At 73.8% G+C, this 12,452-nt stretch carries 14 protein-coding genes; 10 read left to right on the forward strand and 4 right to left on the reverse strand.

Annotation, left to right across the window (positions count from 1 at the left end; translation table 11 throughout):
• The first annotated feature begins 79 nt into the window (after positions 1–79).
• Entirely contained in the window at positions 80–307 is a 228-nt protein-coding gene (locus PHK61_RS28850; RefSeq protein WP_274284481.1) for a hypothetical protein, read from the forward strand.
• The gene (locus PHK61_RS28855; protein WP_274284482.1) at positions 304–1,449 is read left to right on the forward strand and encodes a M14 family metallopeptidase; all 1,146 of its coding nucleotides are present in this window, start codon (positions 304–306) and stop codon (positions 1,447–1,449) included. Before PHK61_RS28850 ends, PHK61_RS28855 begins: the two co-directional genes overlap by 4 nt.
• Before the next feature lie 547 nt (positions 1,450–1,996).
• On the opposite strand, the gene PHK61_RS28860 is transcribed toward PHK61_RS28855, so the two are convergent.
• The gene (locus PHK61_RS28860) at positions 1,997–2,248 is read right to left on the reverse strand and encodes a DUF1918 domain-containing protein (RefSeq protein ID WP_274284483.1); all 252 of its coding nucleotides are present in this window, start codon (positions 2,246–2,248) and stop codon (positions 1,997–1,999) included.
• A gap of 248 nt (positions 2,249–2,496) precedes the next feature.
• Between PHK61_RS28860 and PHK61_RS28865 the strand changes: the two genes are divergently transcribed.
• Positions 2,497–2,766, forward strand: coding sequence for a DUF1876 domain-containing protein (locus PHK61_RS28865; RefSeq protein WP_274284484.1), 270 nt, complete (start codon positions 2,497–2,499; stop codon positions 2,764–2,766).
• A 154-nt stretch (positions 2,767–2,920) separates the two neighbouring features.
• Complete coding sequence (gene hutH, locus PHK61_RS28870; protein ID WP_274284485.1) at positions 2,921–4,498, forward strand: histidine ammonia-lyase; 1,578 nt, start codon at positions 2,921–2,923, stop codon at positions 4,496–4,498.
• Between the two features lie 89 nt (positions 4,499–4,587).
• Here hutH and PHK61_RS28875 read toward each other — a convergent pair whose 3' ends face one another.
• Positions 4,588–5,907 carry a phosphoribosyltransferase gene (locus tag PHK61_RS28875; protein ID WP_274284486.1) on the reverse strand — a complete coding sequence of 440 codons (1,320 nt, stop codon included), beginning with the start codon at positions 5,905–5,907 and terminating at the stop codon, positions 4,588–4,590.
• 242 nt (positions 5,908–6,149) lie between these two features.
• On the opposite strand from PHK61_RS28875, the gene PHK61_RS28880 reads away from it, so the two are divergent.
• The 4 genes from PHK61_RS28880 to PHK61_RS28895 all read left to right on the forward strand — a co-directional run bounded on the left by PHK61_RS28880 (position 6,150) and on the right by PHK61_RS28895 (position 8,528).
• Positions 6,150–6,809 carry a DUF2267 domain-containing protein gene (locus tag PHK61_RS28880; protein ID WP_274284487.1) on the forward strand — a complete coding sequence of 220 codons (660 nt, stop codon included), beginning with the start codon at positions 6,150–6,152 and terminating at the stop codon, positions 6,807–6,809.
• 23 nt (positions 6,810–6,832) lie between these two features.
• A complete protein-coding gene (locus tag PHK61_RS28885; protein WP_274284493.1) occupies positions 6,833–7,732 on the forward strand; it encodes a ribose-phosphate diphosphokinase in 900 nt (299 codons plus the stop codon).
• Positions 7,733–7,986: 254 nt separating this feature from the next.
• Positions 7,987–8,157, forward strand: coding sequence for a DUF2267 domain-containing protein (locus PHK61_RS31960; RefSeq protein ID WP_337994009.1), 171 nt, complete (start codon positions 7,987–7,989; stop codon positions 8,155–8,157).
• Between the two features lie 89 nt (positions 8,158–8,246).
• A complete protein-coding gene (locus PHK61_RS28895) occupies positions 8,247–8,528 on the forward strand; it encodes a hypothetical protein (protein ID WP_274284488.1) in 282 nt (93 codons plus the stop codon).
• Between the two features lie 131 nt (positions 8,529–8,659).
• Here PHK61_RS28895 and PHK61_RS28900 read toward each other — a convergent pair whose 3' ends face one another.
• Positions 8,660–8,941 carry a DUF3040 domain-containing protein gene (locus tag PHK61_RS28900; protein WP_274284489.1) on the reverse strand — a complete coding sequence of 94 codons (282 nt, stop codon included), beginning with the start codon at positions 8,939–8,941 and terminating at the stop codon, positions 8,660–8,662.
• 335 nt (positions 8,942–9,276) lie between these two features.
• Between PHK61_RS28900 and ftsH the strand changes: the two genes are divergently transcribed.
• Positions 9,277–11,238 (forward strand): ATP-dependent zinc metalloprotease FtsH, encoded by a 1,962-nt coding sequence (ftsH, locus tag PHK61_RS28905; RefSeq protein ID WP_274284490.1) that lies wholly within the window; start codon positions 9,277–9,279, stop codon positions 11,236–11,238.
• A 67-nt stretch (positions 11,239–11,305) separates the two neighbouring features.
• On the opposite strand, the gene PHK61_RS28910 is transcribed toward ftsH, so the two are convergent.
• Entirely contained in the window at positions 11,306–11,659 is a 354-nt protein-coding gene (locus tag PHK61_RS28910; RefSeq protein ID WP_274284491.1) for a hypothetical protein, read from the reverse strand.
• A gap of 287 nt (positions 11,660–11,946) precedes the next feature.
• On the opposite strand from PHK61_RS28910, the gene PHK61_RS28915 reads away from it, so the two are divergent.
• Entirely contained in the window at positions 11,947–12,357 is a 411-nt protein-coding gene (locus PHK61_RS28915; RefSeq protein WP_274284492.1) for a DUF4260 domain-containing protein, read from the forward strand.
• Positions 12,358–12,452 lie beyond the last annotated feature (95 nt).

Consider the following 12,452-nt stretch of genomic DNA (forward strand, 5'->3'; position numbering starts at 1 on the left):
CTCCCCTTCCTCGGGCCTGCGTCGACGAGGGTAGGCGCTCGGCACCGTTCCGAACACCGGACCAGGTGGGGGGACGGTCGTGACCGGCGAGCGGTGGGTCGCTCGCCTGGACGCGGCCGGCGGCGACGTCGCCGGCCTGCTGGCGCGCGCCGGGGGGCTGGACGTGTGGGAGCGCCACGACGATGCGGTCGTCGTGGCGGCGGACGAGGACCACCTGGCGGAGCTGGAGCGCCGGGGCCTCGCCCGCGTCGAACGACTCGAGCCGGTGGCGGAGTTCCTCGACCGGCACCAGGGGGAGACGACATGACCATCATCGTGAGGATCACCGCCGCGACGCCGCGGCTGTCGCTGCAGCGAGCGCTCGACGCCACGCTCGGCCTCGACGTGTGGGAGGTGCACGCCGACCACGTCGTCGCGCTGGCCACCGAGCCCCAGGCCGAGCGGCTCGTCGCCATGGGCTACGGCGTCGAGGAACTCGCCGGCACCGAGGCCTTCGTCGCGCGGTTCGGCGACGACGCGGCGGCGGCGACCTACCACTCCGCGCAGAGCCTCGAGGACGACCTGCGGCGCCTGTCCGAGGAGCACCCGGAGGTCGCCGAACTCCGGGAGATCGGCCGCAGCGTCGAGGGCCGGCCCATCTGGGCGCTGCGGGTCGGGACCCGCCGTGACGGGCAACCTGACGAGAGGCCGACGTTCCTGGTCCTGGGCTGTCACCACGCCCGGGAGTGGCTCGCGGTCGAGGTGCCCTACCTACTGGCATCGCACCTCGTCACCGCCGCGGCCGACGAGCCGGTCGCGTCCTGGCTCGAGCAGGGCGAGGTCTGGGTGGCCCCGATGGTCAACCCTGACGGCCACGAGTACACCCGCACCCACGACCGGCTCTGGCGCAAGAACCGCCGGCCGAACCCCGACGGCACCGTCGGCGTGGACCCGAACCGGAACTACGGCTACATGTGGGGCACCCTCGACGTCGCGACCTCGAGCCACGTCCCGGCCGACTCGACCTACGTCGGCCCGCGGGCCTTCTCGGAGCCGGAGGTCCGCGCCGTCCGGGACCTCGTCGCGCGGGAGCAGGTCAGCGGTGTGCTGACCTACCACAGCTACTCGCAGCTAATTCTCTACCCGTGGGGCTACACCCCCGACCCGGTTCCCGACGGGACCGACAGGCAGCAGATGACCGTCATCGCCCAGGAGATGCAGCGCCTGATCCACCACGTGCACGGCCGGACCTACACCGCGCAGCAGTCCTCCGACCTGTACCCCACCGCCGGGGACACTGCGGACTGGACCTACGGCGAGTACGACGCGCCCTCGCTCACCATCGAGCTGCGACCCGCCAGCCAGGCCGACGGCGGCTTCATCCTCCCGCCCAGCCAGATCCAGCCCGCGTGGGAGGAGAACCGCGACGCTGCGCTGCACTTCATCGGCCAGGTCCTGGGCAAGCACTGACGAGGGGCTTTCAGGAGGCGCGCGCCACAAGAACCAGAGGTGGACACTGTCCGATCCCGAGAAGGTCCACACCGGCGCCGACGACCCGACGGGTCATCCCGCCCGGACGCATATGTGGCCGTCGCACAGTCCGAAAAACACCAGCTCGGTGAGCTCGCGGGCGGCGGCGACCTCGCCGATGTTGCGCCTCGATCCCGTCGAGGTCGACCGCACCTCGACGCTCGGTCAGATCAAGGTCATCGAGACCGAGCCGAAGGTCTGGGTGGCCCCCGCTGCCGCTTCCGCGACCACGAGAACGTTACCCGCTGGCTGAAGGCTCACGGCGCGACCTCGGACGCTGGCGAGGCACGAGGGGACGTGGGGAGCGACGTCCTCGCGCTGCGCATCGTCGATCCCGCCTCATCCGGAGCGCGCACCGTCGTCGCGGCAGGCGCGCCCCGGTCCATGGCCGTGTTCGGGCGTGACTCCCTACTGACCTCGCTGACACTGCTCCCGCTGGATCGGAGCCTTGCCCTGGGATCCCGCAGACCCGCGACGGATCGAGTGGTCAGGACGTCCCGTGGCTCGGAGCCGGTGAACCTGCCACGGCCGGGGAGCCGAGCCTCGCGTGCACGGGGTGCGCCTCGACCCGGGCGTCCGGGCCAGGGAACACCAGGCTGGTGTGATCGTCGTCGAGCCACCGCACCCAGAACGGCGGGCTCCCGTCCGCGTGGTCGACCACCACGATCTGCCCCTGCCGGCGCGGCGACTCGTCGGTCGATCCCTCGACGATCAACCAGTTCCCCACTCGGGCTCGCATCACGGACCTCCTGGACGGCGACGACCGCTGGACGAAGCGTCGAGCCACCGGCCACGCCCTACCAGGACCGCCGGTACCCCCGCTCCGGGACCTCCGGCTCCACCCGACGGGTTGCGGCACCCCGCCGCCCTCCGCCACGGACCAAAGCCCCGCCGGACGGGGCCGCGCGCCCCTCACACGACACCGGACCGGGAGCGAGCCTCCTGACGGGCCCACCGCAGCGGGCCACGGACCGGCAGGAGGCCGACATGATCCACACCGAGCAGTGGACGGCGACCATCGACATCGAGGAGCACGACGACACCACCCACGCGGTGGCCCGTCTGCACACCCGAGACGCGACAGCGCTCGAGGGCCGCGGCACCGCCCGACGCAACCCGGCCGATCGGGAAGTCCCGGAGATCGGCGCCGAGCTCGCCGTCGCCCGCGCGCTGGCGGACCTCCAGCACCGGCTGATCGAGGCCACGATCGCCGACATCGAGCAGGCGACCGGCGAGCCCGCCCACCTGACCCGGTAGGCCTGCGGTCGGCCGATGCCGTGGACGTGACGGAGACAGCGATGACAGCGACCTCCGTCGGGCTCGTGCCCAGGGACGGACGCGGGACGTCCGGTGGGCCGGACCGGGACGTTCGCCCGCGGCTCGTGTGGAGCCCGTAGCGCACGGTGCGGGAGTGAGCGCCGCGCCCGTGAACCCGCCGCCACCCGCGGGCCCTGGCGGCCCGGACGTGGTCGTCGTGGGCCCCGGGCCGCTCACGCCCGGCGAGGTCCTCGCCGTCGCCCGCGCCGGGGCCCGGGTCGAGCTGGCCGATGAGGCGTTGACGTTCATCGCTCGCGGGCGCGCCGTCGTCGAGGACCTCGCCGACCGCCCCGAGGCGCACTACGGCGTGTCGACGGGATTGGGCGCGCTGGCGACGACCCCGATCGACCCCGAAGACCAGGCGCGTCTGCAACTCAACGTGCTGCGCTCGCACGCCGCGGGCGCGGGGCCCGAGATCGAACGCGACGTGGTGCGCGCGATGATGCTGCTGCGGCTGTCGACCATGGCGACCGGGCACACCGGCGTCCGTCCGCTGCTCGCGCGCGCCGTCGCGGACCTGCTCAACGCCGGCCTGACGCCGCTCGTCCCCGAGTTCGGGTCCCTGGGGTGCTCGGGCGATCTCGCGCCGTTGGCGCACTGTGCCCTGGCGCTGCTGGGCGAGGGGACGGTCCGCGACCGCGCCGGGACCGAGCAGGAGGCCGAGGGTGCTCTGCGCGCAGCCGGACTCACCCCGGTGGTCCCGGCGGCGAAGGAGGGCCTCGCGCTGGTCAACGGCACCGAGGGCATGCTCGCCCTGCTGCTGCTCGCGGCCGAGGACCTCGACCTCCTGCTCGGAGGCGCCGACATCGTCGCGGCCATGAGCGTGGAGGCACTGCTCGGCACCGACGCCGCCTTCGCCGACGACCTGCAGGCCCTGCGACCGCACCCGGGTGCCCTCGACACCGCCCGCACCCTGCGCCGGGCGCTCGCCGGCTCGCCGATCATGGCGAGTCATCGGGACGCGTCCTGTCACGAGGTGCAGGACGCCTACTCGCTGCGGTGCGTGCCCGCGGTCCACGGCGCGGCCCGGGACGCCCTGGACTTCGCGCGCCTCGTCGCCGGCCGCGAGCTCGCGGCCGCCATCGACAACCCCGTCATCACCTGGGACGGGCAGATGCGCAGCACCGGCTCCTTCCACGGAGCCCCGCTGGCACACGTCCTCGACCTGCTCGCCGTCGTCGTCGCCGACGTCGCGGCGATGGCCGAGCGCCGAACCGACCGCCACCTCGACCCCGCCCGTAGCCGCGGACTCCCGGCCTTCCTGGCCGACCGACCCGGCGTGGACTCCGGCCTGATGCTCGCCCACTACACCCAGGCGGCGCTGGTCACCGATCTCCGACGGCTCGCCGTTCCCGCCTCGGTCGACTCGATCCCGGTCAGCGCGATGCAGGAGGACCACGTCTCGCTGGGGTGGTCGAGCGGGCGCAAGCTCCGCCGCGCGCTCGACGGACTCGCGACGATCCTCGGCATCGAGCTGCTCGTCGCGGCACGCTCGCTCGATCTCCGAGCGCCGCTGGTCCCGGCCCCGGCCACGGCCGCGGTCCGCGCAGCCCTGCGCGCCGAGGTCCCCGGCCCCGGCCCGGACCGTCCCGTCGCGCCCGAGATCGAGGCAGCGGCGCGGTTCGTCCGCGAGGGCCGCCCGGCCGCGAGCGCATCGTCCCGACCGCCGTGAGCTGGACCCGCGGTGCGTCGCTCACGCCCGCAGGCCCCGCATGAGCCGGTGCCGGAGGTCCGGGGTCGGGCCGCGCGACCAGCTGCCGCTCAGGTCCGCGCCAGTGGGACGTGGGTGAGGTGGTCGACGAACCAGGCGCACGCGTGCGCGGCGGCCTGCTCGAGCGTGCCGGGTTCCTCGAACAGGTGGGTGGCGCCGGGCACGATCTCCAGGCGGTTCTCGCACCGCAGCAGGGCCTGGGCACGCCGGTTGAGCTCGATCACGGGTCGGTCGTGCCCGCCCACGATCAACAGCGTCGGTGCGCGGACTTCTCCGAGGAGAGGGCCGGCGAGATCCGGTCGTCCCCCGCGCGACACGACCGCCGCGACGTCCACGTGGGCGGCGGCGTCCAGAGCCGCGGCCGCGCCGGTGCTCGCCCCGAAGTAGCCCACGGGCAGCCCGGCGCACTCGGGTCGGTGAACCACCCACTCGGTCACCCCGACGAGCCGGCGGCCCAGGAGATCGATGTCGAAGACGTTGGTACGACTCGTCTCCTCCTGGGCGGTGAGCAGGTCGAACAGCAGGGTCGCCAACCCGGCCCGCTGCAGCACCCCGGCCACGTACCGGTTGCGCGGGCTGTGCCGGCTGCTGCCGCTGCCGTGGGCGAAGACGACCACCCCGGTGGCTCCGTCCGGGACCACGAGCCGGCCCTCGAGCTCGACGGCCCCGACCGGGATCCGGACCTCGATGTCGCGGGGCGAGTCGTCGCCGGCCGACGCCGACACCGGCGGTTCCTCGTGGACGGCCCGCCGCAGCAGCTCCGCGACCTCGTCGTCGGTGACCTGGGCGAAGTCGGCGTAGAACTGGCCGACCCCGAGGAACTGGTCCGGGAGGCTCAGGCAGACCAGCTCGTCGACCTCGCGGCGCAACCGCACCGCGGTGTCGGGCGCGCAGACCGGGGCGGCGAGGACGACGCGCGCGGCGCCCTGGGCCCGGGCGACCTGGCACGCGGCACGAGCGGTCGCCCCGGTGGCGATGCCGTCGTCGACGAGCAGGGCCGTGCGACCAGCCAGGGTCAGACGCGCGCGGTCGCGGCGGAAACGGCGGGCGCGACGCTCGACCTCGTCCCGGCCCCGGCGCTCGATCTCGCCCAGTTCCGCCTCGCTGACGTGTGCCCAGTGGAAGATGCGCTCGTTGAGCACCAGCACGTCGCCCTCACCGACCGCGCCCATCGCCAGCTCGGGCTGGAACGGCACCCCGAGCTTGCGCACGAGGATCACGTCGAGCGGTGCGCCCAGCGCCTGGGCGACCTCGAAGGCGACCGGGACGCCGCCTCGGGGCAGGCCGAGGACGACGAGGTCCTCGGAGGGCAGGTGCTGCAGATCGCCGGCCAGCCGCCGCCCCGCATCGACACGGTCGATGAACATCATGTTCCGCACTCCCGACCAGGTGAGGGTTCATCGGCGACCTTTGCTCCACCGCCGGGTCGCGGCACCGTCGTGGGGCCCGCGGGGCGGGGACCAACGTCCCGGACGGCCCCGGCGTGGGATCCGGCGTGGTGCTCGGGGCGCAGTCCGGCCCGCGCACCGGGAGTCCTTCGTCCCTGTCACTCGGAGCCGCCGTCCACCAGCCTGCGGGCGTCTCGACGGAACGACCCGGAGGGGCCTCTCCCATGGCACAGCCGATCGACCCCCTGGGACATGCCCAGGACACCGCCCACCAGTGGCTGAACCTGATCGCCGACAGGCTGGGCACCACGGACCGGCAGTTCACCTACCGCGTGCTGCGGGTGTGGCTGCACCTCGTACGCGACCGGCTCAGGGTGGACGCCGCCGCGCACCTCGCGGCCCAGTTGCCGGCGGTGCTGCGAGGGGTGTTCTACGAGGGCTGGGTGCCGAGCAGGGTGCCGGTCCGCTTCGACGCCGCGTGGTTCACCGAGGCGTTCGCGCGCGACGCGGGCGTCAGCCCTGCCGACGTCCCCGCGCTCGCCGCCACGGTCTTCGAGGGGCTGGACTCGCTGTTCTCACCCGGCCAGCTCGACCACGTCCTCGCCGCGATGCCCGCCGACCTGCGCCGTGAGCTCGAGGGACGGCGCTGCACGGACGACGTGCGCACCTCGGCACCACCGGGCTCCTCGGACCGAGCACGCCTGACCGCGCTCGAGAACTCGGTCGAGACGCTCGCCGAAGCGCTCCGGGTGCTGGTCCGCGGCCTCGAGGAGCTCCCCACCGAGGAGCCCGAACAGGACCGGCCCGCGAAGGCCGCGCAGGAGGCCCACCGGCTCCTGCTGTCCCGCCCCGGGGCGCAGCAGGCCTCCCCGGGTACGACCTGAGGGCCCTCGTGAGCGGGCTGAGGGTGATCGCGGGACGCGCAGGGGCGACGACGGCAACCGGCGTCGCGCACGGTCTCGGCATCGAGCCGGCGCCCTGCGCCGTGGAGGAGTTCCCGGACGGCGAGCTGCGGCCACGCGTCGGATCCATGATCGGTGACGACGTGTACGTCGTGGCGCCGACGGGACCGCCGACCAGCAGCGCGGTGGTCGAGCTCCTCCTTCTGCTCGACGCCTGCCGACGCTCCGGCGCCGCGCGGGTCTCCGCGGTCGTGCCCTACTTCGCCTACGCCCGGCAGGACCGACGCGGGTCCGCCGGCGAGGCGCTCGGCGCGCGGGTGATCGCCGACGTGCTGGAGGCCGCCGGCGCGCAGCGGGTCCTCGTGGTCGACCCCCACACGACCGCCCTGGAGGCCATGTTCTCGGTGCCGGTCGAGACCGTCACCGCCGTCCCGACCCTGCTCGACGCCGTGGCCGGTGACCTCGCGACGCAGTCCGTCGTGGTCGCCCCCGACCTGGGCGCGGCCAAGCTCGCCCAGCGCGTCGGGAGCCGGCTCTCGATCGGCGTCGCCGTGGTCCGCAAGACCCGGACCAGCGGCCGCACCGTCGAGGCGACCGAGGTGGTCGGGGACGTCGCCGACCGGGCGGTGCTCCTCGTGGACGACATGGTCAGCACCGGGGCGACGCTGGAGACCGCGACGCGGGTCGTCCTCGCGCACGGGGCGCGCCCCGACGTCTCCGTCCTCGCCACCCACGGTCTGTTCGTCGGAGACGCCCTCGCCCGGCTCGACGCGCTGCCGCTGCGCCGGGTCGTCGTCGCCGACACCGTCCCCGTCACCGTCGACCGCTCGTGGATCTCGGTGCGCTCCATCGCGCCTGTGCTGGCCGAGGCGATCAGCCGACTGCACGGGGCCGTTCGCACGTGACCGGGTCGCGCGGTGAACGCCGAGTAGGTCCGCTCGCCGACCACGATCGGCGCCGACACCGGGTGCGCAGCTTCCCGTCGACGACCTCGTGAGCACGTTCATCACCACCGGCCGGTCGTCGAGGGTCCGGCCGCGGTGTCGTGGCCCCGGGGTCCCAGGGCCGGTCCGGCCGGGACCTTCGGACCTGCCCGGGCCGCTCGCGCCCACCGACCGTCGTGGCGTCGACTCGAACCCGCTGCTGCCGGGAGCACCTCATGAGCCACGACACCGACCGCGTCACGCGCGCCCGGCTGCACGCCCTGCGCGACCGGCTCACCGTCGACGCGGCGGGCCGGTCCGGCGCGCAGCTCCCCGAGGTGCGGCGTGGGCTGCCGCCGACCTCGGCGACGGCGGGTCACCCCGACCGGGCGAGGACGGCACCGTGACCTCCCGTCCGCCCACGGAGCGACGGATTCGTGCTCAGCGGCTGCTCGAGTCCCTCGGGCCCCACCGGGCGGAGCATCGCCGGCTGACCGTGCAGTGCGCCCGGAACCACCACGTCGCGGAGGTCTACGAAGCCGAGGACGCCCTCGTGGTCCTGACCTCGACCGGCCCCCGCGCCCACGGCCGACGCGACTTCGTGGACGCGCCGCACGGCGCCGCGCACCACGGCACCCGCCTCGTCGACGACCTCGACGCAGGCCCCGACACCGACGACGATCTCCCCGCAGCGTGCGAGTGCGGGCCGCGCACCCTCTCACGCAGCGACCTCCTGACCGCTGTGAGGCGGGGCGAGCACCATCTCCGGGTCGGGTGACCCGGCCGCCCCGTGATGCTCAGCTCGGCGCGATCCGGGACGACGGTGACGGGGGCAGCGGGCACTGACCGCGGTGCCCAGCACGAGCGTCGCCCGAGCTGGTGCCGCAGCGTCGCGAACGGTCTGCGCGCTCACGGTCGGTCCGACGTCGATGGGCGCTGCTGGCCCCTCGTGCGTATCCGGAGCGCGGTGATGGGCCACGACAAGATCAGCAACACGAGGACCGCCTGCATGACGAGGCCGAGCATCAGGAGCGCAACCGCGAGGGCCACGCCCGCGGCCGCGAGGACGACCCGCCAGGTGGCCCATCCGCGCCACGTCCCCCGTTGCATCCGTCGGGCGAGGACGGGGTCGGTGGAGGTCAGCTCGCGTTCGACTTCCTCCAACACGTGCCGGTCCCGGTCGTTGAGCATCTCGTCCGCCCTCCTCGTCACATCGGTTCGCCGCCGCAACTGCTTCCCCGTCGTCGACGCCTCCCGACGCCCTCCGAAGACACCCCCGGGCGGGCTGTCGGGGTAGGACCGTCGGTCCCACCCCGACAGGTCGCGAGGCCCTCTCGAGCCGGCATCCGAGCAGTGCCGACTCGGTGGCTCGGGCTCGGGTGGGCACGGTGGCCCGGGGGCTCGGCCCGGTCCGCCTGGCGACTCCGGTCGTTCGACCCTGGCCGCCACGTCGAGCACGCCGGATGCTCCACAGCTCGTGAGACGCCGACGCCCCCGGACGGGACTCCCCACACATCGGAGCCGCGATGAGCAAGCAGGCCAACTCGCCGCCGCCCGGTGACCGGCCGGTGGGAACGCCTCCGCCTCCGCCTCGGCGGTGGTGGTGGTGGTCCTGGACGCTGGCCGTCCTGACCATCGTGCTGGTGGCGTGGCTGCCGGTGGTGAGCGACGCGCGGGCCGAGAGCACGAGCTATTCGCAGTTCCTCGCCGACGTCGACGCCCGCCGGGTCACGACCGTCGCCATCGAGTCCGACGGGCAGGCCAGCGGCGTCCTGGTCGACGGACGGCGGTTCACGACGGTGATCCCGGTCGAGCTGGCCGGGCCGGCGTTGCTGGATCGACTGTCGTCCGCCCAGGTGGAGGTCAGCGTCACCGCCGCGAGTCCGGACACGGGCTCGCAGCTGGTGTCCTGGATGTTCATCCTGCTGCCGCTCCTGGTGATCTTCTGGCTCTGGCGCCGCGCATCCGCGGGCGCCGGGGGGCTGGCGGGGACGGTCGGCATCGGCAGGTCGAGGGCGAAGCTCTTCGATGCCGAACGACCGCACACGACCTTCGCCGACGTGGCCGGCTACGAGGGCGCCAAGGGCGAGATCGTCGAGGTCGTCGACTTCCTGCGCCGGCCGGAGCGCTACCGCCGGGCCGGGGCGACCGCTCCGCGCGGGGTGCTGATGATCGGTCCGCCGGGGACCGGGAAGACCCTGCTGGCCCGGGCGGTGGCGGGCGAGGCCGACGTGCCGTTCTTCTCGGTGGTCGGCTCCAGCTTCGTGGAGATGTTCGTGGGGGTCGGCGCCGCCCGGGTACGTGACCTGTTCGCCGAGGCGAGACGGCGCGCCCCCGCCATCGTGTTCGTCGACGAGCTCGACGCGGTCGGAGGCCGCCGGGCGGGACCAGGGGTCACCGTCACCCACGACGAGCGCGAACAGACCCTCAACCAGCTCCTGGCCGAGATGGACGGATTCGATCCCAGCGAGGGGATCGTGGTGCTCGCCGCCACGAACCGCCCCGAGGTGCTCGACCCGGCCCTGCTGCGACCCGGGCGGTTCGACCGGCAGGTCACGATCCCGCTGCCCACGCTGGTCGAGCGGGCCGCGATCCTGGCGGTGCACTGTCGAGGCAAGCACCTCGGCCCCGACGTCGACATGGACCTGATCGCCCGTGGCACCCCGGGGTTCTCGGGGGCCGACCTGGCGAACCTGGCCAACGAGGCCGCGATCGGCGCCGCCCGCGACGACCGCGACGTGCTGGGCGCTGCCGACTTCGACACCGCACGCGACCGCATCCTGCTCGGCCGACGCGAAGGTTCCAACGTGCTGTTGCCCGAGGAGAAGCACGCCGTGGCCGTCCACGAGGCCGGGCACGCCGTCGTCGCTGCGCTGTGCGCGCACGCCGACCCCGTCGCGAAGGTGACCATCCTGCCGGCCGGGCAGACCCTCGGGGCGACCGAGCAGCTTCCGCTGGTCGAGCGGCATCTCTTCGGCGAGGACTACCTCAACGACACCCTCGCGGTGCGTCTGGGCGGGCGTGCCGCCGAGCTCGTCGTGCTCGGCCAGGGCTCGACGGGGTCGGTCAACGACCTCACCCAGGCCACCTCGCTGGCCACGAAGATGGTGCGCGAGTACGGGTTGTCGACCAGGCTCGGTCCCGTCGGCTACCCCGGCGGCGGCCCGATGTTCCTTCCCGGTGGTGGCGCGGAGCTGTCGAACCGGCCCTTCGCCGAAGCCACCCAGGCCGTCGTCGACGCCGAGGTCGCCCGCCTGCTGCGCGAAGCCGAACATCGAGCCACCGACCTGCTGACCCGCCACCGCGGGGTCCTGACGGAGCTGGTCTCCCTGCTGCTCGAGAACGAGACCGTCGACGGCTCCGTCGTCTCTCGGCTCACCGGCGCTCCCGAGCCGACCGACCACCCCGTTGCGAGCCCGGCCACCGTCGCTCCCCACCGCACGGTGCCCCTCCACGCGAGAGCGCGCAGCGACGGCACCGCCCCGTGATCCGCCGGCACCGACGTGCGGCGCGTGCGAGAGGGTCACCGGCAGGGTGCGGGTGTCCTCCGGCGCCTCAGGACGCGCGCTCCACTCCCCGTTGCGCCCGTGCCGCGGTCATCACCCGCCGGACGTGGCGGTAGACAGGCCAGATCTCACGGAGCTCGGTGGCCCGCAGCAGCTCCACGAACGTGTCGGCGCGCGGCGGGAGCACGTCGAGGTCGACCGGTGGGTCGTCCAGCAGAGCGGCGAGCGCTGCCACGCCCGCCCTTGACCATCCCTCGACCCGGCCCAGGTCCAGCGGCGTCCGGTCGCGACCGTCGGTGCGGTCACGCGCGAGGAGGATGCGCAGACGCAGCACGGCCCGCTCGTCGACCACGCCCCACATCCCGAACCCGCCAGCCGAATGCCCCTGCCGACCTGCACCCATGACGTTCCCCTTCCCGCCTTCCCCGACGGTCCAGGTGGCGATGGTCGAGAGGCCCTCCGACGGCGTCCAGGGCCGAACGTCACGCCGAGCGGCCATCGGGGTCCGACGGCGAGCGTCGTCCACGCGGGCCCGGTCGACGACCGCCCGGACCGTCAGCGTGTCCTGAGGGCGTTGAAGCGAGAGCCGACCGTGCGCAGCACGCTGGGGCCGTCAGGGGAGCCCGCCTCCCGCTGTGTGGAGGACGACTCTCCGAGCTGTGAGGAACTGCCACCGAGAGAAGGAGAGTGATGAGTCCTCTCACCGTCCAGCGACTCGAGAAGCTGGTCGTCGTCATCGTGGCGGTGGTCGTCGCCGTCGTCCGGTACCCGTCGTGGTGGTGGGTCGTGGTGGCGTCGTTCCTGGTGTTCGACCTCTCGATGGTGGGTTACGTGAGATCGGCGAGGGCGGGAGCCATCTGTTACAACGCCGTCCACACGTATCTCTGGCCCGGCGCACTCGCGGTGGTGGCGATCTCGACAGCGGGCCACGCTCCCGCCGTCTCGACGTGGACCGGCATCACCGCCTGCGCGTGGGCCTTCCACATCGGGGTGGACCGCATGTTCGGCTTCGGGCTGAAGCTCCCCGACGGGTTCACGCACACACATCTCGGTCGCATCGGCCGAGGAGCGGGCTCGGAGCCGACCGCACCACGACTCTGACCGCCGGAGGTGCACCGGAGGACATCAGCAGAGCGCCGTGGCCTGGTCGTCGAGGCGGAACATCGGGCCGGTGTCGGTGGGCGCGTCGTAGTAGC

The sequence above is a fragment of the Actinomycetospora lutea genome, assembly GCF_028737205.1.
In the GTDB taxonomy this organism is placed as follows: domain Bacteria; phylum Actinomycetota; class Actinomycetes; order Mycobacteriales; family Pseudonocardiaceae; genus Actinomycetospora; species Actinomycetospora lutea.

What these genes read in the sequence shown, in the direction of transcription:
- PHK61_RS28855 (WP_274284482.1), top strand. Translation starts at nt 304, where the DNA reads ATGACCATCATCGTGAGGATCACCGCCGCGACGCCGCGGCTGTCGCTG.
- PHK61_RS28860 (WP_274284483.1), bottom strand. Translation starts at nt 2,248, where the DNA reads ATGCGAGCCCGAGTGGGGAACTGGTTGATCGTCGAGGGATCGACCGAC.
- PHK61_RS28865 (WP_274284484.1), top strand. Translation starts at nt 2,497, where the DNA reads ATGATCCACACCGAGCAGTGGACGGCGACCATCGACATCGAGGAGCAC.
- PHK61_RS28875 (WP_274284486.1), bottom strand. Translation starts at nt 5,907, where the DNA reads ATGATGTTCATCGACCGTGTCGATGCGGGGCGGCGGCTGGCCGGCGAT.
- PHK61_RS28880 (WP_274284487.1), top strand. Translation starts at nt 6,150, where the DNA reads ATGGCACAGCCGATCGACCCCCTGGGACATGCCCAGGACACCGCCCAC.
- PHK61_RS31960 (WP_337994009.1), top strand. Translation starts at nt 7,987, where the DNA reads ATGAGCCACGACACCGACCGCGTCACGCGCGCCCGGCTGCACGCCCTG.
- PHK61_RS28900 (WP_274284489.1), bottom strand. Translation starts at nt 8,941, where the DNA reads ATGCTCAACGACCGGGACCGGCACGTGTTGGAGGAAGTCGAACGCGAG.
- ftsH (WP_274284490.1), top strand. Translation starts at nt 9,277, where the DNA reads ATGAGCAAGCAGGCCAACTCGCCGCCGCCCGGTGACCGGCCGGTGGGA.
- PHK61_RS28910 (WP_274284491.1), bottom strand. Translation starts at nt 11,659, where the DNA reads ATGGGTGCAGGTCGGCAGGGGCATTCGGCTGGCGGGTTCGGGATGTGG.
- PHK61_RS28915 (WP_274284492.1), top strand. Translation starts at nt 11,947, where the DNA reads ATGAGTCCTCTCACCGTCCAGCGACTCGAGAAGCTGGTCGTCGTCATC.